Source organism: Microbacterium sp. SORGH_AS_0888 (assembly GCF_030818905.1).
GTDB lineage: Bacteria > Actinomycetota > Actinomycetes > Actinomycetales > Microbacteriaceae > Microbacterium.
On sequence record NZ_JAUTAZ010000001.1, the window covers coordinates 2,590,871 to 2,611,630 of the forward strand.

Annotated in this window: 21 protein-coding genes and 1 pseudogene; 8 read left to right on the top strand and 14 right to left on the bottom strand. The window is 65.9% G+C overall.

The genetic code is table 11. The features are described 5' to 3' along the window. Window positions 1-7: 7 nt before the first annotated feature. Complete coding sequence (locus tag QE381_RS12575) at window positions 8-673, bottom strand: DUF6584 family protein (RefSeq protein WP_307218648.1); 666 nt, start codon at window positions 671-673, stop codon at window positions 8-10. 7 nt (window positions 674-680) lie between these two features. Then, the gene (locus QE381_RS12580) at window positions 681-1,379 is read right to left on the bottom strand and encodes a lycopene cyclase family protein (RefSeq protein ID WP_307218649.1); all 699 of its coding nucleotides are present in this window, start codon (window positions 1,377-1,379) and stop codon (window positions 681-683) included. 119 nt (window positions 1,380-1,498) lie between these two features. On the opposite strand from QE381_RS12580, the gene QE381_RS12585 reads away from it, so the two are divergent. Together QE381_RS12585 and QE381_RS12590 are read left to right on the top strand one after the other, a co-directional pair. After that, window positions 1,499-2,353 (top strand): PaaX family transcriptional regulator C-terminal domain-containing protein, encoded by an 855-nt coding sequence (locus QE381_RS12585; protein WP_307218652.1) that lies wholly within the window; start codon window positions 1,499-1,501, stop codon window positions 2,351-2,353. 204 nt (window positions 2,354-2,557) lie between these two features. Next, complete coding sequence (locus QE381_RS12590; RefSeq protein WP_307218654.1) at window positions 2,558-4,414, top strand: acyltransferase family protein; 1,857 nt, start codon at window positions 2,558-2,560, stop codon at window positions 4,412-4,414. A gap of 103 nt (window positions 4,415-4,517) precedes the next feature. Here QE381_RS12590 and QE381_RS12595 read toward each other — a convergent pair whose 3' ends face one another. Both QE381_RS12595 and QE381_RS12600 read right to left on the bottom strand, forming a co-directional pair. Beyond that, entirely contained in the window at window positions 4,518-5,588 is a 1,071-nt protein-coding gene (locus QE381_RS12595) for a response regulator transcription factor (RefSeq protein ID WP_307218655.1), read from the bottom strand. Between the two features lie 115 nt (window positions 5,589-5,703). After that, window positions 5,704-6,726, bottom strand: a complete 1,023-nt coding sequence (locus QE381_RS12600; protein ID WP_307220511.1) for a glycoside hydrolase family 6 protein — start codon at window positions 6,724-6,726, stop codon at window positions 5,704-5,706. 106 nt (window positions 6,727-6,832) lie between these two features. Here QE381_RS12600 and QE381_RS12605 point away from each other — a divergent pair, with 106 nt between their 5' ends. Continuing rightward, window positions 6,833-7,663, top strand: coding sequence for a universal stress protein (locus QE381_RS12605; protein ID WP_307218657.1), 831 nt, complete (start codon window positions 6,833-6,835; stop codon window positions 7,661-7,663). 908 nt (window positions 7,664-8,571) lie between these two features. On the opposite strand, the gene QE381_RS12610 is transcribed toward QE381_RS12605, so the two are convergent. Continuing rightward, the gene (locus QE381_RS12610; protein ID WP_307218659.1) at window positions 8,572-9,525 is read right to left on the bottom strand and encodes an MFS transporter; all 954 of its coding nucleotides are present in this window, start codon (window positions 9,523-9,525) and stop codon (window positions 8,572-8,574) included. Window positions 9,526-9,595: 70 nt separating this feature from the next. Between QE381_RS12610 and QE381_RS12615 the strand changes: the two genes are divergently transcribed. Beyond that, window positions 9,596-10,504, top strand: coding sequence for a LysR family transcriptional regulator (locus QE381_RS12615; protein WP_307218661.1), 909 nt, complete (start codon window positions 9,596-9,598; stop codon window positions 10,502-10,504). Window positions 10,505-10,522: 18 nt separating this feature from the next. Here QE381_RS12615 and QE381_RS12620 read toward each other — a convergent pair whose 3' ends face one another. The 3 genes and pseudogenes from QE381_RS12620 to QE381_RS12630 form a co-directional block, all read right to left on the bottom strand. Continuing rightward, window positions 10,523-10,714: a hypothetical protein gene (locus tag QE381_RS12620; RefSeq protein ID WP_307218663.1), complete on the bottom strand. Its 192-nt coding sequence runs from the start codon at window positions 10,712-10,714 to the stop codon at window positions 10,523-10,525. 57 nt (window positions 10,715-10,771) lie between these two features. Further along, window positions 10,772-10,927, bottom strand: a pseudogene (locus QE381_RS12625) (transcriptional regulator); the annotation flags it as partial. 12 nt (window positions 10,928-10,939) lie between these two features. Beyond that, window positions 10,940-11,077 carry a hypothetical protein gene (locus QE381_RS12630; RefSeq protein ID WP_307218665.1) on the bottom strand — a complete coding sequence of 46 codons (138 nt, stop codon included), beginning with the start codon at window positions 11,075-11,077 and terminating at the stop codon, window positions 10,940-10,942. A gap of 1,107 nt (window positions 11,078-12,184) precedes the next feature. On the opposite strand from QE381_RS12630, the gene QE381_RS12635 reads away from it, so the two are divergent. Then, the gene (locus tag QE381_RS12635) at window positions 12,185-12,502 is read left to right on the top strand and encodes a hypothetical protein (RefSeq protein WP_307218667.1); all 318 of its coding nucleotides are present in this window, start codon (window positions 12,185-12,187) and stop codon (window positions 12,500-12,502) included. Further along, complete coding sequence (locus QE381_RS12640; RefSeq protein WP_307218669.1) at window positions 12,499-13,614, top strand: ImmA/IrrE family metallo-endopeptidase; 1,116 nt, start codon at window positions 12,499-12,501, stop codon at window positions 13,612-13,614. The genes QE381_RS12635 and QE381_RS12640 overlap by 4 nt, the downstream gene beginning before the upstream one ends. Here the strand turns inward: QE381_RS12640 and QE381_RS12645 are convergent. Together QE381_RS12645 and QE381_RS12650 are read right to left on the bottom strand one after the other, a co-directional pair. Further along, on the bottom strand, window positions 13,598-14,392 hold the full coding sequence (locus QE381_RS12645; protein ID WP_307218671.1) for a hypothetical protein: 795 nt from the start codon (window positions 14,390-14,392) through the stop codon (window positions 13,598-13,600). The two genes, QE381_RS12640 and QE381_RS12645, sit on opposite strands and share 17 nt — an antisense overlap. A 136-nt stretch (window positions 14,393-14,528) precedes the next feature. Then, window positions 14,529-15,491 carry a thymidylate synthase gene (locus tag QE381_RS12650; RefSeq protein WP_307218673.1) on the bottom strand — a complete coding sequence of 321 codons (963 nt, stop codon included), beginning with the start codon at window positions 15,489-15,491 and terminating at the stop codon, window positions 14,529-14,531. A gap of 108 nt (window positions 15,492-15,599) precedes the next feature. On the opposite strand from QE381_RS12650, the gene QE381_RS12655 reads away from it, so the two are divergent. After that, window positions 15,600-16,133: a hypothetical protein gene (locus QE381_RS12655; protein ID WP_307218675.1), complete on the top strand. Its 534-nt coding sequence runs from the start codon at window positions 15,600-15,602 to the stop codon at window positions 16,131-16,133. A 391-nt stretch (window positions 16,134-16,524) separates the two neighbouring features. On the opposite strand, the gene QE381_RS12660 is transcribed toward QE381_RS12655, so the two are convergent. Together QE381_RS12660 and QE381_RS12665 are read right to left on the bottom strand one after the other, a co-directional pair. Beyond that, a complete protein-coding gene (locus QE381_RS12660; protein WP_307218676.1) occupies window positions 16,525-17,439 on the bottom strand; it encodes a hypothetical protein in 915 nt (304 codons plus the stop codon). Window positions 17,440-17,616: 177 nt separating this feature from the next. Next, window positions 17,617-18,018 carry a hypothetical protein gene (locus QE381_RS12665; RefSeq protein ID WP_307218678.1) on the bottom strand — a complete coding sequence of 134 codons (402 nt, stop codon included), beginning with the start codon at window positions 18,016-18,018 and terminating at the stop codon, window positions 17,617-17,619. Between the two features lie 708 nt (window positions 18,019-18,726). On the opposite strand from QE381_RS12665, the gene QE381_RS17925 reads away from it, so the two are divergent. Continuing rightward, entirely contained in the window at window positions 18,727-19,074 is a 348-nt protein-coding gene (locus tag QE381_RS17925) for a hypothetical protein (RefSeq protein ID WP_373426991.1), read from the top strand. Between the two features lie 85 nt (window positions 19,075-19,159). Here the strand turns inward: QE381_RS17925 and QE381_RS12670 are convergent, their stop codons facing one another. Together QE381_RS12670 and QE381_RS12675 are read right to left on the bottom strand one after the other, a co-directional pair. Next, on the bottom strand, window positions 19,160-19,513 hold the full coding sequence (locus QE381_RS12670; RefSeq protein WP_307218679.1) for a hypothetical protein: 354 nt from the start codon (window positions 19,511-19,513) through the stop codon (window positions 19,160-19,162). Next, the gene (locus tag QE381_RS12675) at window positions 19,510-20,730 is read right to left on the bottom strand and encodes a hypothetical protein (RefSeq protein ID WP_307218680.1); all 1,221 of its coding nucleotides are present in this window, start codon (window positions 20,728-20,730) and stop codon (window positions 19,510-19,512) included. The genes QE381_RS12670 and QE381_RS12675 overlap by 4 nt, the downstream gene beginning before the upstream one ends. Window positions 20,731-20,760 lie beyond the last annotated feature (30 nt).

Below are 20,760 nucleotides of genomic sequence, written 5' to 3' on the forward strand. Positions count from 1 at the left end.
GTGCCGTCTACTCCCAGGGCAGGTATCCGCCGGGTGTGGGCGCGATCCACACGATCATCAGCACCAGCGGGATGCCGACGGCGACCGTCACCGGGACGACCCACCAGCGCAGGGTCAGCAGGCTCCTCAGGAGCCAGAGCGTATCGGTGCACAGGAGCGGGATGGCGCACGTCACAGCCATCACGCGAGTCATCAGCCGGATGTCCGACGCGCCGGCGAACGCCGCGCCGACGATCAGGACCACGCAGAAGGCGATGGCTGCTCCGGCGAACAGGACGAGGAAACGCAGCGCGGTGTCGAGGTGTGTCGCGACACGCCATCGCCATCGCCGATCGTCCGGGGTTCCGGAGAAGAGGAGATCGTCGACGTCCTCGGGCAGCGACATCCCCGACGGGAGCATCATCAGCGTCCGGACGCGGTCGCGCGGAGCACCTCGGAGCGTGCGGGCAAGGACCGCTCGCTCCGTGCGGGTGAGCCACCCGGGGAGGGCGGCGCCCCAGCGGGCGGCTTGGTCGGAGTAGCCGAGCGAGCGGTACATCTCAGCGAGATGCTCCCGCGCGGGCAGGTCGGCCGGGTCGTTCGCGACAGCGCTCTTCAGGCGGTCGAGCAGGGGGCGGTGGCGCGCGGCTGCGACGTCAGCGCGGGCTCGTCCGCCCGCATCCCCCGGACACATGTCGACATTATGCCGGGTCGTGATCGCCCCCGACGCGCCGGCCGTACGCTTGGCACGGTCGGCGCGTCGGCTTAGACCGCGGCGCGCGCGGAGACGGCATCCGCGACCACGCGGGCAAAGCCTGCGGGGTCGGACAGAAGACACCCGGGACGTCGCCGAGCCCCGCGACGTGCTGGTGCAGGAAGGTGAGGCCGTCGAAGACGTGATCTGTCGCGAACCAGATGAACTTGGCGGTCGCGTACTCGAAACTCACGCCGAGCGTGTCCTCGCCGACCGCCTGACGTGTGCGTGAGTTGGCGCCGTCGGCAGCCACCACGATGTCGTAGTCGCCGAGATCGGCGAGCTCGATCGGGTGATGGAAGTGCAGGTTCGCCCCGGCGTCGCGTGCACCCTGCTGCAGCTCGGCGAGCAGGTCTTTGCGGAGCACCGCGCCCATGCCGTTGCCGGCGAACGCGTGCTCCTCGCCCTTGAGGCGCACCGCGATGGCGTCCCAACGCACACCGTGAGTGTCGAGCGTGGTACGCAGCGCGCTGTCGGCGCTGTCGACCCCGCGCTGGGTGGCGTCGGAGAAGACGACGCCGAACCCGAACGCCTCGTCGGCGCCGTTGCGCTCGAAGAGGTCGACCGTCGACCCTGGAAGCTCCCGCGCGACGATTGTGGCGAACAGCAGGCCTGCAGGCCCCGCTCCGATGACGGCGATCCGCATGATCCCAGCCTCCTTGCTGAAGTGACGATTCGATTATGAAACATTTTTACGATGTGCGCCACATTTTCGTCACATATCTTTGCGCCGGTGCTGCGTTGCCGCCCCGGTAGCGTGGGGACATGCGCCCTCGCTCCCTTGTATTCACGCTGTACGGGGACTATTTCCGCTACTGCGCCGATGGCGCCGCGCCTCTGGCCGGCCTCAGCGACGTCATGGAGCTCTTCGGCGTCGAGCGCGCGACGACGCGTATGGTGATGTCGCGGCTGCGCGCGGACGGCTGGTTCGACGCCGTTCGCGACGGTCGGCGTACGACTTATCGTCTCGCCTCACGCGGGTGGGGGTTGCTGGATGCCGGGCGTGAGCGCATCTTCCGTCATGATTCCGAGTCGGGGGACGGGCAATGGACGCTGGTGCTCACACGCACGGCCGACCGAGCAGCGCGTGACGAGTTCCGCAAGAACTTGGCGTGGCTCGGGTTCGGGTCGCTGCAGCCGGCGACCTGGATCGCTCCCGGTGACCGCCGCGCGAGCGCGCAGCGCGCGCTCGACGAGCAGCCCGCCGGTGACGGCGACGTCTTCCTCACCCGCACCGATGATCTCGTCAAGGACCGTGAGATCGCCGCGCGCGCCTGGGATCTCCAGGCACTCGACGACCAGTACCGCCGCTTCGTGGAGCGCCACGAAGGCACAGGGGAGGGGGCGTTGGAGGAGCTGAGCGATGACGAGGCGCTGGTGCGCCGTGTGCGGCTCACCGACGACTACCGTCGCTTCCCCTACGCTGACCCCGACCTCCCCGCCCGCCTTCTCCCCGACCAGTGGGCGGGCGCGGTGGCGCATGCGCTGTTCGCGGAGCGCCACGAGGCGCTCCGCGAGGCCGCGGTGCGAGCCATCGAGGCGCACACCGGCCTGCATGTCACCGATCCCCATCGCGTCGTGTTCGACGGCGCCCGCGTCACCTACTCCGTCACAGCCTGACCCGGCCGGGTGTGCGCGGTCGGTGCGTGACGTCCGTGTTGGTGGGGGCGTGAGGGAGGGGGACTCGGGGTCCTCCGTCGGTGACGGCATCCGCTCCAGGACAGCCCTCGGCACGTCGTCGGCGTGGCGTGCCGCGGGCGCGGGTACCATCGTCGGAGCCGTGCGTCGGACCCTCCGGGTGGGTGCCGCCGAGGCGTCGAAGGGGTGATCACGGTGGCGGAGCCGTCTTCCGCGGCAGCGCGCGCCGACGCATCCGGACTGCGGCGCCTCCCTGGTCTCGACGGGCTGCGGGCGATCGCCGTGATGGTCGTCATGGCGTTCCACTTCTTCCCCCGTGCGCTTCCCGGCGGGTTCATCGGCGTCGACATCTTCTTCGTCATCAGCGGCTTCCTCATCACGACGCTGCTCGTGCGCGATGTCACGCGTCAGGGCACCGTGCGGCTGCGACGGTTCTGGACCCGCCGGGCGCGCCGCCTGCTGCCGGCGCTGTTCGTCCTCCTCCTCGTGTGCAGCTCGGCCACGTTGCTCGTGGGCAAGGACACGGGACTGTCGCTCGGCCGTCAGCTGCTGGGCGCGCTCACCTTCTCCAGCAACTGGGTCGCGATCGGCGCAGGCAGCAGCTACTTCGCTCACGACGCGCCCGAGCTCTTCCGCAACCTCTGGTCGCTCGCGGTCGAGGAGCAGTTCTACGTCGTCTGGCCGTTCGTCGTGTGGCTGCTCGCCCGCTTCCTCCGCCCGCGGGCGAGCGCGCTCGTCTGCGCGGGGATGGCGGCCCTCTCCGCCGTCCTGATGGCGCTGCTGTCCCAGGGCGGCGACCTCACACGCGTCTACTTCGGCACCGACACGCACAGCTTCGGCCTCATGATCGGCGCGTGCCTCGCGTTCGCGTTGATCCATCGGCGCCGCGATCCGGTGACGAGCCTCCGCGCCGAGCTGCGCCGTCCGGGCCTCTGGACGGGCGCTGCCGCCCTCGTCCTGCTCGGGCTGGCCTGCCTCCTGCTCGGCGAGGCGGATGCCGTCACCTATCGCGGCGGTCTCGTCGCCGTCAGCGTGCTGACCGCCGTCGTGATCTGGAGCGTGATCGCCTCGCCCCGGCTCGGACGACTGCTGGATGTCGCGCCGCTGCGCGCGATCGGCCGGCGCTCCTACGGGCTGTACCTGTGGCACTGGCCGGTGTTCGTGCTGATCGCCGCCGCGGTCCCGCCGAGCGCCGGCCCCTCCCGCGTGGTCGTGGTGGGTCTCGGCGCCGCCGTCGCGAGCGTCGGAGCGGCCTGGCTCTCCTACGCGGCGATCGAGCGTCCCTTCCTCACCGGTGTACTTCCGATGCGGTGGCGGCCGGCCGGCGAGCGCCGGGCATGGCGCGTCGCGGTGGGCCTGGCCGCCGCGAGCGTCCTCGCGATCACGACGGCCGCCGCGGTTGCGGCCGCCCCCCACGCCTCGCAGGCGGAGCAGGCCATCCAGCGCGGGCGGGACGTCCTCGCCACCCCGGCGCCGACGGACCCGAGCGCCCCCGCCCCGACGAGCCCGGCCCCGACGAGCGCGGCCTCCTCGCCGTCCGGGACGCCTGCGGCGACGACATCCATCGTGGGCACCGACGTCACGGCGGTCGGCGACTCGGTCATGCTCGCCTCGGCCCCCGAGCTGGCGGCGGCGCTGCCGGGCATCCTCATCGACGCCGAGGTCTCGAGGCAGCCGCGGACCGCGCCGCAGCTGCTGGCCGACCTGGATGCGGCGGGCGATCTGCGTCGTGTCGTCGTGCTGGCGCTCGGCACGAACGGATACTGGGGCGCCGGGACGCTGGACGGCGTGATGCAGGTGATCGGCCCCGATCGCAAGCTCGTGCTCGTGACCGCCTATGCGCCCCGCGAGTGGACCGAGTCGGTCAACGGCGGCGACGCGCAGCTGGCGGCAGCCCATCCGGATCAGGTGAGCGTGGCCGACTGGGCGGCGGCCGCCGCGGCGCGGCCGGACCTGCTCGGCCCGGACGGCATCCACCCGGGGGACGAGGGCGGCGCCCTCTACGCCCGCACGATCCTGGCCGCTCTCCCGCCCTCCCCGTGACCCCGCGCTCCCTTGACCGCGAGACCAGTCCCGCGCGCCGAGACCGGCGAGAAAACCACCGGTCTCGGCGCCGCGGACTGGTCTCGCGGTAGGGGAGGGGGCGTCAGGGTGCGAGCAGCTCGGTCGTGAGCCGGTAGCCGACCCCGCGCACGGTCTCGATGTACCGCGGGTTCGTGGGATTGTCGGCGAGCTTGCGGCGGAGGTTCGTCATGTGCGCCTCGACCGCCCGCTTGTCGGCCTCGCCGACGTAGTAGGACGTGACGTAGGACTCGCCGCGCAGCACGAGCGTGAGATCTGCCTTGCTGCGCACCCGGCGCTTCGACTCGAGCAGGGTCGCGAGCAGGTCGAACTCGGTGCGCGTGAGCTCGACCTCCTGGCCGGCGATGAGCACGATGCGCGTCTCCGGGTTCAGCTGCAGATCGCGGTGGGTCACCCAGTACCCGCCGCCGGGCACGGCCACCCGCGACCCCGACGGCACGGCGACCTCGGAGCCGGTGGATGCCGCGGGCACGATGATCGGCGTCGCCTCGGCGGGAGCAGGGGCGACCGCGGGCTGCTGCGCCGGGTACGCCGGCTGCTGTGCCGGGTACCCCGGCTGCGGCGGCGCGTATCCGGGCGCGATCGCCGGGTACGTGGGCTGCGCCGGCGGATTCGGCATGGCCGGCTCGGCGGGGAAGTCACGGGGCGCGGGGAAGGCATCGCCGCCCGGCAGGGTCTCGCCGGGCTGCCGCGCGCCGGGGAACGAGGGTCCGACGGCGCCCTGCCTCGGCTGGGTGCCGTTGCCCGCCACGGGCCGCGGCCGGCGCAGGAGGGCCTCCACGCGAGCGCGGAACTCGCGGGGCCGGAACGGCTTGACGATGTACTCGTCGGCGCCCGCGCCGAGACCGAGCACCACGTCCGCCTCGTCGGCGAGCCCCGTCAGCATGATGATGAACGTGTTGCTCTTCTCGCGGATCCGGCGGGCGGCCTCGAAGCCGTCGATGCCGGGCATGTTGACGTCGAGCGTCGTGATCAGCGGCTGGTAGGCGAGGACGGCGCGCACCCCGTCGATGCCGTTGCCGACGGAGACGGTCGAGAAGCCCGCCGCCTCCAGCACCTCGACGAGGAGGTGCCGCACGTCCGGGTCGTCCTCGACGATGACTGCTGTCTTCTGTGCCTCGGGAGCATCGGTCATGTGATCAGGGCCTCGACTTCACGAGTACGTGTGCGGCGCAACGTCCCCCACGGAGAGCGCGTGCCGCCATTGTTCCACATCGGGGGGAGGGGGTCGTCTTCTGCGTTCGCACGGCTCAGCCGATCGCGTTCCTGGTGAGCTCGACGGATGCGGGCGGCCACCAGTCTCCCGCGGCCGGGCCGCCGTTGCACTCGCCGTCGCTCTCGCCCGGAGGCTTGATCCACAGGTTGGTGTCGACGACGTCGTCGCCGAACGTGCCGCCGCGATCGCCCACGAGCCGGTCCGGCGGGTTGCACCAGACGCTCCCGTCGGGACCCGCGCCGTTGCGGGAGGTGTCGATGAGCGCATGGCCGCCGCCCAGGGCTCGCGCGACGTCATGCGCGTAGGCGAACTCATCGGCCGTCGAGTTGAAGTTCGAGACGTTGAGCGCGAAGCCGCGCACCGTGTCGAGCACGCCGACCTTCTGGATGAGCGCCGCCATGTCGGATGCGGACCGCCAGTTCGAGTGGCCGCCGTCGAGGTAGATCCACGTGTCGATCCCCGAGAGCCGGCCGACGGCGTCGTGCAGCTGTGCCGCGCGCGCGTCGATGTTGCCGCACTCGGGGGCGAGGGCGAGGCTGTCGGGCTCGAGCACGACGATCTTGCGCACGTCCTTGATGCTCGACAGCGCCTGTCCGATCTGGGTCGTCCACGTCGTGTAGTCGGCGTCGTCGAGTCCGCCCGCCGAGTGCTCCGCGCTGCAGTCGCGCTCGGGCAGGCCGTAGACGACGACCGCGAGCGAGGCCTTCTGCTCGCGCGCCTCCTGCGCGAGGGTGAGCACGCGTCCGCCGACCTCGCCGATCGGATCGATCTCGGGGGTGAGCCAGTAGGCCGTGGGCTGGGCGGCCAGGTACTCGGCGGCCGTCTGCTCGGTGCCGGTCAGCGAGCCGGATGCGGCGGCCTTGGCCGCCTTGGACTCCGCGGGCGCGACGATCGTGGTCCCGACCCCGGGCGGCTGCGCGGAGATCAGCTGCAGCCCCGCGGTGACGAACCACCCGACCGTGCCGATGATGGTCACCACGACGACCATCGCCGCCGCGATCAGGACGATCGCGAGCCAGCGCGGAGTGCGCCGCCGGGGTCGCCGCGAGCGAGACATCACTTGAGGACTCTATCGCCGTCCGCGGGGGCGGGTTAACCTGCGTGGACCTGTCCGCCCGCGCCCCGCGCGCTAGCCTGGCAGGGAGCGACCTGAGGGGTGCACCATGGCAGACACGATCATCGTCGGAGTGACGGATGCGGCGGCCTCCCGCCGTGCGCTCGACTGGGCCGCGCGGCGTGCCCGTGATCTCGGGCGCCGGATCGTCCTGTTCTCGGTCGTTGGCGGCGCCGTGGGCGCGGTCGGCGAGGACGACATCGTCGCGCAGGTCGTGGATGCGACCGCCGCCCGGCTCCAGGCGGTCGCCGCGGAGCTCGCGGCATCCGGTCTCGACGTCGCCGCCGAGGTCGCCAACGGCGACCCGGTCGCGCTCCTGGTGGCGGCGTCCTCGGACGCCGAGCTGCTCGTGATCGGCGGTGAGCCGCGCGGGCGTGGACACCGCGGCCAGCACGGTGCGCGGATCGCGGCGGGTGCGCACTGCCCGGTCGTCGTGGTGCCCGAGCCGGGGGATGCCCCTCGCCGGGGTGTCGTGGTCGGCGTCGACGGCTCCGAGACCTCGAGCGCGGCGATCGCGTTCGCCGCGACGGAGGCCGAGCGCCTCGGCGAGCCGCTCACGGTGCTCGCGGCCTGGCTGCCGGTGGCGGTGCCCGGCGACTTCGGGGTGTATCCGGATGTCTACCTCACCGACCTCGAGGGCATCACCCGTGCCGGTGCCGAACGCGTCGCCGCCGAGGTCACGGAACGGCACCCGGGCCTCGAGGTCCTGACGGACGTGAGCGAGGGAGACCCCGCGCAGGTCATCGGCGACAGCGCGGAGTCGGCGTCGCTGGTCGTGGTCGGCTCGCACGGTCGCAGCGGCTTCGCCCGGTTCCTCCTCGGATCCGTCAGCGAAGAGGTCGTCGCCCACCTCGCCGCGCCGACGGCGGTCGTTCGCTGATCCGACCCGTGCGGTCGTATCGCATCGCCTGACACGGGGAAGACATCCGCGCACGAGCGCCCGGAGGTCACGCAATGGCTTTCGAACCCGTCGCGGGAGACGAAGCGTCTTCTGGAGTGGGCCACGAAGCGGGACGGCGAGCGCGGGCGCTGATCTTCCCCCACTCACTCCCGCTGCGTGAGTAACCGAGAACTTTGGAGGTGCCAGAGACGGTGAGTTGGCTGCCGGGATGAAATAAACGAGGACCCAGCGTGTGGAGGCGACAGGACTGACTATGAGCAGTCCGCCCGCGAGGATACCAACTCATTGCTGGCGGGGAAGACGGAATCGACCAAGCCGATCGAAGCGGCCAAGAGTACGATGAGCCGGATATGTATACACGGCACGTCAATGCGGCAGAGCCGGACGATACGCTAAACGGCCGTCGAGCTGGTCTCCCTGTGGCCGTCGATCGATGTACCCGCTCATATCCGTGAATTCTGGGCGATCGCGCATCCTGCTCTGACGAGCGGCTGAGCCCACCGATCATGCGGTGTCATAGCCGGCAGAGATCAGCAGACTGAGAAACCGCGAAAAACACCGTCCGACGATACTGAACCGAGCCGTTCGGGTTTCCACCGCGCTGCGGTTGTGCAACGAACATTCGTGGAACCGGAAGCATCACACGCCGAGATCATTTCGGAGTATCACTGTGCATCGTCTGCGGGGTGCTTCGTTCGCGCTCCCAGAAACTGTATGCCCAGGTTGCCCCGCCTGTGAGCACCACGGCGGCAAACGTGGAGATGAGGAAGACCGTGCCGTATCCGTGTTCGGCCATAGGAGCGATCGTTGACGTCGCTAGTGCGGCGCCGGCAAACAGCGCGAAAACGAAAAGCGAGACGGTTGTCGCGCGCGCTTGCGGCGCGACCTCAGTTGCCCATGTCTGTACAGCCGCGTGGAAGAAAGCATTGCTGAGTCCGATAAGTGCCGATGCGGCGGCGAGGGCGGGGGTCGCACCCGGTCGCCGCGAGCGCATATGCAAGCACGAGCGCTATGCCACCGAGGAACATGGTCCTCGTCCGCGGCCAGAGTTGTATGAGGCGCCTGTTGATCTGCGCGCCCACGATGATCGCAATGCCGTAGCTTGCGGTGAAGATGCCGGCGAGAGCGGGAGCGACGCCACCCGCGGTTATGGCCGGCGCGATGAAACTGAACACTCCGAGCAATACCGCACCGTCCAACACGCCGATGACGTAGAGAACGAGTGTCCACCGACTGAATGCGGCGCGCGATGCGGTCAGCGTGGCGCGCCGTGCAGACTCGTGGAGCGGTCGCACCGCCCACAACGTGAGGGCAAATCCGGCGGCGGCCACGGCGGGGACTACTCGCCAGCTCGCTAGGGAAGCGACGGCCGCTGCGAGAACAGTGGCGGCCGTTGTGCCGAGCGCGGTTGTTGTCTGCAACGCAGATACCTCCCGGCTGCGTTCTGGCCCTTCGCGAACTGTGTCACCAGTGATGGTCATGATCGTCGGGAACAATCCGCCCACGAAGATGCCCGCCAAGATACGCGCGGCGAACACCAAGGGCATGGGGTCCAGCACCACGCTGAGGACGGATGCAACGAGGGATCCGCACAGGGCGAGGCGCAGAGCGAAGATCCGGCCGACCCGGTCGCCGAGTGCCCCCCAGAGAGGTTGCCCGAGCGCGTACGCGAAGCTGTAGCCAGCCAGGAGCGCTGCGGCCGTGGCGAGAGGCGCACCCTCCTGAGACGCGAAGACCACCATCATGGGCGCTGCCGAGAAGCGGTCGAAGAAGGAGAGAAATCCTATGGCGCGGTACATCCAGCGCGATGACGAGGAGGGCGTGCGGCGAGCAATGGTCACCTGTCGAGTGTTCGAGATGGACAGAGATACGTCAAAGACATATTTGGCAAGATTCCGATAGCCTCTCGTTATGGATATTCGTACGTTGTCCTACGTGATCGCGATCGCAGAGAACGACTCGTTCACGGCGGCCGCCGAGGAGTGCGGTATCGCTCAGCCTTCGCTGAGCCGCAGCATCGCAGCGCTGGAGCGAGAGATCGGCGAAACACTCTTCGTACGGGGACGCGGGGGTGCGGTCCCGACCGAGGCGGGGCTGACTCTTCTCCCCTATGCGCGGGCTGCTGTAGCAGCGATCGAACGCGCTCGCGAGGCGTTCTCGGATCGGGCTGGCCTTCTCACAGGAACGCTTCGTGTCGGCGCGGTGACAGGGCTCGTCGACACGGTGCTCCCCGCAGCCGTCGCCGAACTCTCCCAGGACCATCCGAGTCTTGCTATCCAGCTGGTCGGCGGACCCGGAGCGGAGCTGGTCGAGGCCGTGCACGTCGGTTCTCTGGACGCGGCCGCGCTGGGTATGGGCGATACAACGCACCTGCCCGGCGGGCTCACGTCCCAGAACCTCCTCGCAGAGGAGGTCGTCACGGTGTCTCGCCCCGGCATCTTGCCACCGGCCGCGACCACTCGCCTGGCTGATCTCAGCGCGCTCCCCATCGTGACTTACAGCACGCGGTCAGAGTTGGGACAACTCCTCGAATCCCGCCTCGGAGCGCTCATGCGCAATGCCTTGTGTCTCGCAGACGACCAGTCGTTACACATCGCTCTTGCTGCCGCCGGCGCCGGCGTCGCTATCACCGCGGGGTCGAGCACCGTCCGAGCGCAAGGCCCGCTTCTGGACGTTCGACCACTTGAGCCCGGGATCTCGTTCAGCAAGTGCTTCGTCTGGCGCGAGGACACACACGATAGTCCCGCCCTGGCCGCGCTGCGGCGGAACCTGGCGAAGCGCCTAGGAGGATCACCACGCCAACGTCCGGATCGCGGATAGCGTCGCACCGATCACAGCTCAAGCCCCTCCCCGCCCGACGTTGTGGCAGCGGTAGCGGATCCACTGCGCGTCACCGAAGTCGTTGGGTCGTCCCGGCTTTGTGCGGTGGTGGGCAATCTGGTCGTCACGCTCCGGGACCGTCGCGGCGATCCCGCGCTCGCGCAGCCAGACTCGGCTCTCCTTCGACGGGTAGCCCTTGTCCACGAGCACCCGATCCGTCCTCGACCGTGGCCTGCCTCTCGCGCCCGGGACGCTGATCTTGAGGGATCAGGCGGCCTGCGGCCGGCTATCGCCGGGGACGTACTCGATGGCGAGGTCTCCTCCGACGGCCTCGAGGTACTTGCCGACCGTGCTGTTCCTCGCGCTGTCGAAATCGCCGTTCTCGATCTTCGAGACCTGGCGCTGACCAACGCCGATCCGCTGCGCGAGCTGCTCCTAAGTCAGTCCGAGCTGCTCGCGGAGTTCGCGCAGCCGGTACGCCCGCACCTCTCCGAGCATCCGCTCCTTGTGCGCGTCGACGCGCGCACGGTTCACAGGACGCTTCTCGAGCAGCTGCTCCGGGGTAAGAGCCATCGTGATCACTTCCCTTTCGCCTTGTCGCTCTTCACGGGTGAGCGCGTCGTCGAGGCGCGCCGGTTGGTTCGCGAAGAGGCGTCGAGGTCTTCCCGGATAGAGGTCTTCTCCTGCCCACCCGCCGGAAGATCTCGACGCCTGTGCGGACATCGACGTGCTCAGCCACATACCCGCGCATGATGTCGGCGCCGTTCGAGAAGCGCAGCCGCTCCCACGAGATTCTGATCACGAGATCAGCTGGCGGCGCGTCGCTCAACGACGAGCAGCCCGGAGGACAGCCCGATGACATGTTCCCAGCGATGCCTGGGCAAGTTTCTGCGAGGTCTCGTGATCAAGATCAACGCACAGGCCGAAGCTGCGCGCACCGATCCCGGATCGCTCTCTCATCGCGGCCTGTCGCGCCTGTGGGTGGGACGACGATTGCGTCAACAACCGAACGCGGCATACCGTTTACGCGTACTCATGCCGACCGAACAGCAGGACCGGAAAGACTTCTGGTCTTCGCACAATGAGGTTCACTTACGCCGCGCTGCGACGTCGATGTCGCCACGTCGAGCTTCCCGCCTCGCCCCTGAACGACGGGCCCCGCCCGAACCTGGGTTCGGGCGGGGCCCGTCTTAGAGCGGAGGCCACGCAATGGCTTTCGAACCCGTCGTGGGAGACGAAGCGGCTGTTGGAGTGGATCGCGAAGCGTAGGACGCGCTCTTAGTCTGTTCACGCCCCGAGTGATGAGCTCCTGCGTCTCGATGAGAGTCGTGTAGTGCACACGGAGGAGTCGCCGACGTGGCTCCCAAGCCAAACGCTCAGTCGCGGCACCGCCAGTCGCAAGCCGCGCACATCATGCTTTTGATGAAGACGAAATGGACGCGGGCTTCTCGTCGGCCCTCCGCAAAGTTGGCGGAGAAGCCAAAGCGTCGAGTTTCGGCGCGACTCTTGCTGCACTGCGACAAATGCGCACCCAATGCAGGTCGGCCACATACCGCGGCGAAGCACACGACAGCCGACCCGTGCGGCTAGTCTCATCGAAGTAGCGTTTTAGCGAAGACTCCCAGAGACGGATGAACTATCGCGTGGTCGCAGAGCTGAGGGTGTTGGGGAAGATCGGTGATGCAGTTGAGCTACGCAACGCCGCGGTTGCGGCAGCAGTTCCTCGACCCGCGCGACGGGGACTGGCCCTCACCCGAACACCTCCTCGACATGCGACAACAGGTCGCTGACATGACAGCGGCAGACTCGCTCCTTGAGGTTCCGCTCGGCGTGCCCCCGCTGGCTAGCGTCAACGTAGCGGGATTTGAGATTGTTGCTGGCACTAATGTCGTTCTACGCTGCCGGGTTGATCATCACTCCTTTCGGGTCACCGCCGGGGGAAAACCCGCATGGTCACAGATCAACCGGCTCATGATCAACGGGTGGCAGGAGGCATGACTGTGACGCTTCAGGTTAAGGAAGACGCACCACGGTGGGCATCAGCCCCCGGCGACACGATTCGCCGCCTTCTTGAGACCAAGGGTCTCTCTACAGACGACCTCGCGGATGCGCTGGGCATCAGCGATCCCGAAGCACGCCGACTCATGCTTGGAGAGATGGTGCTGACGAGCGAACTGGCAGCGGGCCTCGCCAGCGTGCTCGGCTCAACACCAGAGTTCTGGTGCCGTAGAGACGCTCAGTATCGAGAGTCTCTGAACTGGCTGAGGGTCGATGACCTTGTCCGCCGGTCCCCGATTGCAGAGCTAAGACATCGCGGCTGGCTCGCAGACGACCGTGGCACCTGGCAGCACGAGGCGGCAACGCTGCTTGACTACTTTGGCGTCGAAGATGCGCAGCAATGGGCTGACGTCTGGACGTCGAGACTCGCCGATGCGCATTACAGGACCTCGGCGAGCTTTGAGTCGGACGAGCTAGCTGTCGCCGCATGGTTGCGTCGTGCCGAGGTCGAAGCCGCGCTACGCGAAGTGGCGAGCTGGTCGCCTGCTCAGCTACGCGCCAGCATTCCGCAACTCAGGTCGCTGAGCAAGATCGGGGATCCTCAGAAATTTCTGCCCCAGCTCAGCGATCTGCTAGCTCGCGTTGGTGTGGCGTTGGTAGTTGTCCAACCCACGAAAGAGTGTCGTGTCAGCGGCGCCGCCTTCCGTGTGAACGAGCACGCACGAGCGATCGCGCTCTCAGCCCGCTATCTGGCCGAGGACCACCTGTGGTTCACACTGTTTCATGAGATCGGGCATCTCCTGCTTCACGGTTCTGACGGCGAGTTCCTCGATGAGATCGACGTAACGGACGGTTCAGAGTCTGCGACAGAGGGGGAAGCAAATGAGTTTGCGCGTTCCGCGTTGCTTCCCGCTGGTGTCGACGAGCTTCGAAACCTACGCGCAAAGGGACCGACCGCCCGCGAAATCACCCGTTTCGCCGCACGACATGGGGTCGCCCCCGGAGTAGTAGTCGGTCGTCTTCACTTCGATGGCGTACTCGATTTCCGCCAGCAGAACAAGCTGATCCGCCGTTACAGGTGGAGCGAACAGACTCTCACCCAGAAAACTTGACGTATTTGTCCGGCTGCTTTTGCCAGTTGCATATCGCGTCTTCCAGCACATCAGGGCGAATGCCAGTCAAATTGCCGAACTGAGCAAGCTCTGCTTGCAGTTCTCGACCCGTGCCATCAGTAGGGTCTCCGCGCAGCAGAAGCGCTGCCCCCCGGCGCGGACCCGTTGCGTTCACAACATATGAGTGGGGCGGCAGCAGCTCGACAAGCCCGAGCTTGCCTAGCATCGTTAGGTAGTCGAACCGAGCCGTGCGCCCAAACCTGATCACAGCATCGAGAGAACGGTAAGCCGAGTCAAAGCTCTCCTCAGGCGTACCGCCGCTGAAGGATGCGAAACGTTCCGCATGATCCCCGCCGGCTGCCAGGACCCACGTGACGTAACTTGCGATCGCGGCACCCGTCCCGGCATCCTTCCACGCATCTAGACTCTCGTACTTACGGTGATTTCCGAATCCATGACGTCCTTCGTCACGATGGAAATCGTCCTGGTGCTCGGCAAGCCACAGCCGAAAGGCGAATGGGTCAGCGGCAGTGCGCGCCCAAGTCCACCAGCCTGATGGCCCCTCGCCGAACGCGCCATACACGTACCGGATGTAGCGCCACCCCGCGTGCCGGTGCTTCCCAAAATGGACGAACAGGTAAACCAGCCAGATTGCTTCGTCAAGATCACCGGCCCGAGCGTTGAGGATTGCAGCGCGAATGGGATCAAATCCCGGATCGCGTGGATCGCCGGCCTTCGGATCCAGCGCCCTGCCCCGAAGACGGTCGGTGTACCGCACACGTTGTTCGCTGTCAATCAGCTGCTCAATGAGAGCTTCTCGATGACCCGGCTGCGCTAGTCCCGGAAGCGCTCCATGTCGTGACTCATAGTCAGCGAGGACCCTGTCTAGTCGCAGTGAGTCCTGCTCGTAGTTCCTACGCATCTGGTAACTCTCCTTCCAAGATGTGATCACGATCGCTTAAGTAGAGGTCGTACACCGTCCCCCGCAATTGATCGCGAGCCAGTGTGAGGGCCGCACTATCCTTCCGCCGGTACGCATGGTAGCCCGACAGCAACTGGCCGAGTTCCAGCCAATAGGGCGCCAGCGAATCAGGAGGTTCGAAACCTCGCTGCGCCCGCAACGCGGCCTCCCACTCGATGATGACCTCGACATTTGGCCACGGGTCACCAGGAGGCATCAGCGGCATCGGGTATGGCGTTTGCGCGCCTTCCCGCAGGAACGTCTCGCCCTTTTCTCGGTCTTCTTCATATATATGAAGACTGCCCACAAAGTGCGTGTACGTGCCGACATCTGCCCCGATCGCACGCGCAACCAGCTCCTGGATGAACGTGAAGGAGAAGAGGTCGTGCCTGAGGCCGGTAATGACGTCGTTGGACCTCATGAAGACAATCAAGTCAACGCGGCCGCCACGCAGAAGGAACTGAAGCGTACAAGTGCAAGGAACATCTCGTGGATCCGCTTCAAGGTCACGGCGCTCGAAGAGTTCGACCACGGCTTGCCGCGTTGTGGAGCCAGCAGCGAGCTGCTGAACAACTCTTTGAATCTGGGCATAGTCCCCCGTACCGAAGAGGCGCGGACCATAAACACCGGTCCCTTCACCAATCAGACCTTTGTATCCCGAAACGTAGAACGAAATATGGTCAAGGCTGTCGTCTCCTGTCAGGTACCAAATCGTCTCCGCGAGTGCGCTGAACATGTGAGGTAGGGCCGATGTACGACTTACTCTGGCTCGTGGATTAGAGAGCTGAAGCCGAGCGCCACGAGTCTCCAGCGTCTGGCCGCGTGATGTGGACACCGGCTCACCCGAGCTGAGGAGATATTGAACCGATGCAAACAGCAGGTCATCAAGAGTGCTCTCTTCCACGACGAGCGACATCGATCCCCCCGGGTATTGCAGCGCCCCAACCTTCTCGCCAAGCTAGCCCCAGACGGCCTTGGGTGCGAGTCGGCGCGCGGGAATAGCTGTCGTCGGATGAGGAACCCCATGATCGTGGTACTTGAAGGGCCAGACTTTGCAGGGAAGTCCACAGTGGCCGAGGCGTTGGCTCGTCAGTTTGGCGGCAGCATCGTCGCCAACGGCCCCCCGCCGCCCGATGTGATCCTCCGGGATCACTATCTCGACCAGGTGTACGCGGCGGCCGCGGCCGACCATCTCATCATCTTTGATCGCCTGCACGTGGGAGAGCTAATCTATGGGCCGATCTATCGCGGGGCGTCACGGCTCTCAGAGGACGACGTGATGTCCATCGAACATGCGCTGAACGCAATCGACGCCCTGAAGGTGCACGTCGATGCGTCTGATGACGTTCTACTGGAGCGACTTCACGGTCCAAGAGGCGACGACATGGTTCGTCATGACGAACAGCTTCTAAGCATCGCCCATCAGTACCGAGCGCTGCTCGCTACTGATGGGCTTTTGCCCGACTGGGAGTCCATTTCGACCGGAGATAGCGCTTCAGTCATCGCCCGAGAAGTACAACGGCGGAAGACGATTAGGGACAATCCCGATCGAGGATGATCCGTCCCGGGTCCACAACTGAGCTGCAGGCGGCGACGTCGCGGCTCCGTGGTGAACGCAGCCAATCTCAACGCAGTTTCACAACGGCTGAGCCGAGCATGCGAAATCGAGGTCTTGTTCGCGGCTGCGTTGTCGTGAGACTCGTTCATCACGACCAGCGTGCGCGAAGTCACACGGCTGAGGCGCGATGAGAGCACGAAACGTTCCCAAGACCGCCCAGCCGAACTTCCAGACTCGCACGGGCCGCCTATATGCGACAGCAGAATATGCCCCGTCACTCTTCGTCCGCACTGAACGGCCCGTCGCTTCCCCATCATGAGAAGGAGTGCGAGGGCCGAGAAACCATCTCGGCCCTCGCACTCCCCAGTGAACAAGCTACGACTCGCGGGCCTCAGGCGGCCAGATCGCGATCCTCATTGCGCTCGAACTTCGCAGCAACAAAGGACTTGAAGTAAGCGATCAGGTTCTCGTCTCGCTCAAGTGCCTTCAATGTCAGACGGACGTTCGTGCCGCGCCCCCGGCCGAGGCCGACCTGCTTCATCAGCTTCTCCTTGGGAGTCTTGATGAGCTTGCCGTTGGAGCCGACCACCGCCTGTTCGAGCTGCGCAAAGTCAAGCACAGCCTTCTCGTAGAAACGAGTAGCTGACATCAGCAGGTTACGTCGCGTCCAGGCCACCGGGACAAGAAGGAGCGGCTTCCCATCAGCCACCGGGAGAGTGAACTCCTCCTCCGCCCAATTCAGAACGTCAGGATCCCAGACCTGGCAGGGCACCTTGCGCACTCCGTGCCCCGCCGTCGTGAACTCCGGATAGGTTGCGACCATCGCCTCAGTGAACCGTGCCAGCGGCGCGAACATGATCCGAGTCGTCACATCGGAGGTAATGTCACGATCAACCCCGTCAACGAACAACGGCAGTTCCTCGAGATGTTCAAGCACGCCGACGCGAACGAGCGCCATCAGATCCGTAACCAGTGCGTTCCAGATCCACGTGCCCACGTCATCGGCTCCACCATGACCATAGAAGCCATTGGATGACATCCCAAGGCGCGTCTGCCACGGCTCCTTGAAACGCTGAAGCAGAGACTCCCCACGGCGGAAGAGAACAGGGTTCCCCGAGATCACACAGCGCACGATCTCACCGAGGAAGCTGTCCGTGGCGCGGATGGCCTCACTTGCGAACGGCTCGGGAGACCCTGTCAGCCGCACAGCGTGTGGGTCCAAGAACAGTCGGTTGTCGCACGACACATCGATGTCGGCGAACGGAACGGGACCCGTGATCCCGTAGTAATCAGTGATAAGAGGCACAGGCCTCTCCTCTCTCGTCAAGGAGAACCAGGCGGTCCCCCGGTGAAGGCCCGAGAGGAGAGACGGTGACCCGTTGTCACCGAAACTTCGATACGCTGTAAAGGACTCACAGTCGCTTACCGCGCCTCTTGGGCCGGTTCTGGCCTGAGGCTGTTGGCGCAGCCTCAGGCCAAACTTCTATAGCTCGTCTGAGTCGTCCTCCTGTTTCGAACGGTTCCCGATGACCTCGATGCTCGGGCCCTTCAGATCGATGCACAGCAAGCCATCTTGCTCGTAGGGCTTGTACCGACGACTAACGTCCGTGTCGACGTCGTAGTACTGAGTGAAGGCCGTGGCTGACAGAATCACCTGCCCGGTTCCACTCGCCGTTTGGGGGCGAATGGCATACGCGTGCGGTTCACTGGACGGCTTCATGGCGATGATCCGGGCGTCACGGTCGAACAGAAGCTCAACCGTGTCGGGCGCGCCGATCAAGTTGTGCGCCGCACGGTTGATCGAGAAGATCCCCCTCTTCTGTATCGTCACGCTGGGCGCTTTGGCTAGCGGCGCCATGCGCTTGTCGAAGACTTCGAAACCCATCGGTACACTCCCTTCACTGGACTCATCATCCAGGATACACCCCACCACCGACACAAAGTTTTCTAAGTTTCCTATCCGGCGTTTCGCCGATCGAGTCTTGGACAGCGTTGCGCCAAGCCGCGCGACAAGCAGATGATCATCGCGTGGTCACGATCGCCGTCCACACTCGCCACGGACGCGCACTCAAGTGCTTCGCCAAGGCAGCCACGGCACCTCAAAGTACCTGGGGTCGGAGACGTCCGCGGGATGACACATTGCCTCACACGGCAGGTCGCCGGTCACAAGTCCGATCCCACGACCGCCGCGTCGCCCCCCCCCGAAATAGAGCCGAAGCGGTGCAGGCACGCCGTGCCATTGCGTTCGCAAGTGTGTCCGCCATTCGAATGTTCACGATCGGAATCGACGTCGGCGATAGCTCAGCACTCAAACCGACAGAGCCACGATGACACCATCCAGCGCCACCCGCTCCGCACGAACGACAGCGCGTTGTCGACAATCGTCACCGTCGGATCGAGCCCCAGATCACAGTGAACTAGACACTCTGTGGATGCCCAGAGCCTCCGGGGTGGTCATCGGCGGCCATGTCGGGGATCGAAAGTGCCTCACCGATTGGTCACCACTAGGTCTTGACGTCTGGGCCAGTTCCTCGTCCGCTACGCTCCCCCACCCACGTTCCCACCGAGGGAAACAGAGGTGAGGGAGATAGGTGTGACATCGCGGGCTGATCTGGAAGAGTCCCCCGACAGAGGTGGCTGTCCCGCGTGGTGCGTTGCTGACCACGAGAGCCATACCGCTCCCGAGGATCAGTGGCACGAAAGCACCATCGTCGGGGTAGCCGTTGTCGAGTACTGGAGCTACTTCACTGGGGACATATGGCGTCACGACGTCGACGTACTAGAACTGAACGTGCTCCTCGAACAGCACGTCACATCGAGCACACCATGGATCACGTTCGGCCCTGGTGAAGACCGCGAGCGTGGCTTTCGCCTCAGCCCTGAGAGCATCCGTCAGCTGATGACGGCCTTAGACACGGTCTTGAAACTCATCACGCCATAACAAGAGAAGAGCCGGCCCCTCGTAAGTGGAGGGGTCAGCTCTTCTTGCAGTGACAAACGTGGCAGGCGTTTCGCGGTCGATCCATTCAGGCCCTGACGGGTGCGGGCTCCTTGAGAGAGAACGTAACTGACAGGATTCCCCCGACCAGCCCAATGATCGACAGCAGCGCGACGAACGGCGCGAACAGCACGAACGGGAATGAGCCGACGAGCGCTATCGGAAACGACACCAGCGCCAGCGCTGCGAAGAGCGCGAAGGCCACGCCCGCCCACCCGAAGATGGACACCAGGAGCCGACGCCGACGGCTCCCGCGCACGATGCCCACGATCGAGAGCACGAGAGCAGCGAGGCTGAACAGTCCACAGATCACGACGAGCAGCATCCAAGCGGGGTCGGCATGGAAGCTCACCGAGCCTTCTTCGGCCGCGTAGGCGATCACGACTGCCGAGCCTGGCGGCGACGAATCAGCAGCAGTAGAGCGATTCCGGCGCTGAGCAGCAGCAGTCCACTGCCACCCCCGATGCTGGCAGCAACCGGATCGAAGCCCGTGACAGCCAGTTGGTCGACGACGGTGAGGTCGAGCCAGAGCGACCCACTCGTAGCACCGCGGACCTCGATCTGGTGCTTGCCGATGTCGATGCCGGTCGGGATGGTGACGGTCTGCGTCAGCGTGCCATCTGCGTTCACGGCGCCTGCCCACAGCTTGATCGGCGTGGAGTGCAGCCAGAGTTCAACGGATTCGCTCGGTGCCAGGCCGCTGGCGGTGACGGTGACGCGGCCATCCGGGGCGACGCTGGTGGTCGAGAGCGACGCGGTCGGCGTTGCCGTCCGGCTCGGAGTTGGCGTCGGGGTCGGCGTGGAGCAGCTGTCGGCCGAGATGGTGAACTCGTCCAGGATGTAGTCGTTCGAGTCGATGTACCACTGGAAGCTTCCAACCGGAACCGGGCCCGTGAAGGTGTAGGTGCCGGGTGAGATGTTGTACACGATCGGCTTGTCGGCCTGCAGAGGCTGGTAGTTCAGCACGTCGTAAACACCGATATCCCAGCCGCCATTCACAGAGTTGCGCGTGGCGACGGAGGGGACCGAGGCGACAGTGAGAGTCACGGTTGCGACCGGTGAACCTTCAACACAGGCAACGTTGACACTCGGTGTCACAGCCGGAGTTGAGTCGGGCTGCGAGGGGCCGGTGATGGTGAAGTGGTAGTTGTCGGCGATCGGGAGTTCGCCGTTGCAGTCTCCCCCGCACTCGACGTTACCGATGACGCGAAGCGTGTAGTCACCGGGGGCAAGGTCAAGCGTGTGCGCGTAGTCCTGGTCACCGGGTGTCGTGAGGTGGAGGGTGTCCGTGAAGAGATAGCCACCGTGGTCGACATCGGTGCCCGGGTAGACGTAGGGGTAGACCCAGCCATCCGTGAAGCCGTCGCGGAGGGCGTATTTGAAGGAGACTGTCGTGTCCCCGTCTGCGCCGGTGGACGCCGCCAGGTTCCACGCCGTGGTGGTCAGGCCCTGAACCGGCGTCGAGCTTGGCGATGGCGCTACATCCTCGCCACTGGCAGCAAGGGCAGTTGATGAGGCAGAGAGTACGCCCGCTCCGGCGAGCAGAGCGGCAACAAGAAGGGCGGATATACGGCGGAGGCGACGGCGAGGTCGGGTCATGACAGGATCTCCAGAGACACAAGCGGGGGT

What these genes read in the sequence shown, in the direction of transcription:
- QE381_RS12575 (WP_307218648.1), bottom strand. Translation starts at nt 673, where the DNA reads ATGTGTCCGGGGGATGCGGGCGGACGAGCCCGCGCTGACGTCGCAGCC.
- QE381_RS12580 (WP_307218649.1), bottom strand. Translation starts at nt 1,379, where the DNA reads ATGCGGATCGCCGTCATCGGAGCGGGGCCTGCAGGCCTGCTGTTCGCC.
- QE381_RS12585 (WP_307218652.1), top strand. Translation starts at nt 1,499, where the DNA reads ATGCGCCCTCGCTCCCTTGTATTCACGCTGTACGGGGACTATTTCCGC.
- QE381_RS12595 (WP_307218655.1), bottom strand. Translation starts at nt 5,588, where the DNA reads ATGACCGATGCTCCCGAGGCACAGAAGACAGCAGTCATCGTCGAGGAC.
- QE381_RS12600 (WP_307220511.1), bottom strand. Translation starts at nt 6,726, where the DNA reads ATGTCTCGCTCGCGGCGACCCCGGCGGCGCACTCCGCGCTGGCTCGCG.
- QE381_RS12605 (WP_307218657.1), top strand. Translation starts at nt 6,833, where the DNA reads ATGGCAGACACGATCATCGTCGGAGTGACGGATGCGGCGGCCTCCCGC.
- QE381_RS12615 (WP_307218661.1), top strand. Translation starts at nt 9,596, where the DNA reads ATGGATATTCGTACGTTGTCCTACGTGATCGCGATCGCAGAGAACGAC.
- QE381_RS12630 (WP_307218665.1), bottom strand. Translation starts at nt 11,077, where the DNA reads ATGGCTCTTACCCCGGAGCAGCTGCTCGAGAAGCGTCCTGTGAACCGT.
- QE381_RS12635 (WP_307218667.1), top strand. Translation starts at nt 12,185, where the DNA reads ATGCAGTTGAGCTACGCAACGCCGCGGTTGCGGCAGCAGTTCCTCGAC.
- QE381_RS12640 (WP_307218669.1), top strand. Translation starts at nt 12,499, where the DNA reads ATGACTGTGACGCTTCAGGTTAAGGAAGACGCACCACGGTGGGCATCA.
- QE381_RS12650 (WP_307218673.1), bottom strand. Translation starts at nt 15,491, where the DNA reads ATGTCGCTCGTCGTGGAAGAGAGCACTCTTGATGACCTGCTGTTTGCA.
- QE381_RS12655 (WP_307218675.1), top strand. Translation starts at nt 15,600, where the DNA reads ATGATCGTGGTACTTGAAGGGCCAGACTTTGCAGGGAAGTCCACAGTG.
- QE381_RS12665 (WP_307218678.1), bottom strand. Translation starts at nt 18,018, where the DNA reads ATGGGTTTCGAAGTCTTCGACAAGCGCATGGCGCCGCTAGCCAAAGCG.
- QE381_RS12675 (WP_307218680.1), bottom strand. Translation starts at nt 20,730, where the DNA reads ATGACCCGACCTCGCCGTCGCCTCCGCCGTATATCCGCCCTTCTTGTT.